The organism is Algoriphagus sp. AGSA1 (assembly GCF_021390545.1).
Classification (GTDB): domain Bacteria; phylum Bacteroidota; class Bacteroidia; order Cytophagales; family Cyclobacteriaceae; genus Algoriphagus.
This window is the reverse complement of the sequence record NZ_JAJUWR010000132.1, coordinates 1-1,223: the sequence shown is the minus strand read 5'-3', so window position 1 is coordinate 1,223 and position 1,223 is coordinate 1. Positions and strand designations below refer to the sequence as shown.

Genomic DNA, 1,223 nt, shown 5'->3' with positions numbered 1-1,223 from the left:
GAGACTGTAATCTAAACTCTGTCTAAGACTTTGAAAATTAGTTAAAGTTTTTAAGATAGAGCAGTATGAAAGAACAAGAATCAGCATTCAAGAAAAAAGTATTAAAACAGTTTTTGTCAGGAGAGAACCTTTTCGGCAAGCAAGGTGCTTTAGCCCCCATTCTCAAAGAGTTTTTGGAAGAGGCTCTTCAGGCAGAGATGGAAGATCATCTCCGGGATGAAGAAAATGGTTGGTCATCAGGAAACAAGCGAAACGGCATAGGCAGGAAGACTGTCAAGAGTGGCCTTGGTGAAGTGAAGCTAGATACACCTCAAGACCGTGACAGTAGCTTTGCACCGAAGATCATAGAGAAGAGGCAACGGATATTGGCAGACAGCCTTGAAGACCAGATTATAGCCCTCTATGGAATGGGTAGCAGCATGCGTGATATATCTGCCCATATCAAGGAGATGTATGATACCGAGGTGTCCACGGAGGTTATCAGCGAGATTACCGACAGGGTCGTTCCCAAAGTCAAAGAGTGGCAAAATCGCCCTCTGGAGGATGTTTACTGTATCGTATGGCTTGACGCGATGCATTTCAAGGTACGGGAAGAAGGTAAAGTCAGGCATAAAGCCCTTTACAACGTGTTGGGGATCAACAAGGAAGGCAGAAAGGAGATCCTGGGGATGTACCTTTCAGAAAGCGAGGGAGCCAACTTTTGGCTCCAAGTGCTCAGCGATCTTCAGCACCGTGGGGTAAAAGACATTCTGATAGCCTGTACGGACAACCTAACGGGTTTTCCAGAGGCAATCCAGTCTATATTCCCGAAAGCAGAGGTGCAGCTCTGTATCGTCCACCAAATCCGCAATAGCCTAAAGTACGTGGCCAGCAAAGAGCAAAAGGAGTTTGCACGTGACCTTAAAGGTATCTACGGGGCAGACACCAAAGATCAGGCAGAGTCTGAGTTGTTGGAACTGGAAGAGAAATGGGGGAAGAAGTATCCAGTGGTAATCCGCTCCTGGAACAGCAACTGGGAGCGTCTGAGTACCTTCTTTGCCTATACCAAACCAATAAGAAAAATGATCTATACCACAAATGCTGTAGAAGGGTACCACAGACAGATCAGAAAAGTGACCAAGACCAAGGGAGCTTTTCCCAACGATATGGCCCTTCTGAAACTGGTTTATCTCGCCACCAGAAGAATCGAAAAGAAATGGTCATCCCCTCTTCATAACTGGGGC

The 1,223-nt window shown here is 46.2% G+C and carries 1 protein-coding gene; it reads left to right on the top strand.

Features of this window, described 5'->3' with window-relative positions; genetic code table 11:
• Nucleotides 1-65: 65 nt before the first annotated feature.
• Nucleotides 66-1,223: IS256 family transposase (locus LZF95_RS26820; protein ID WP_233758555.1), on the top strand; the 1,158-nt coding region annotated here is incomplete at its 3' end.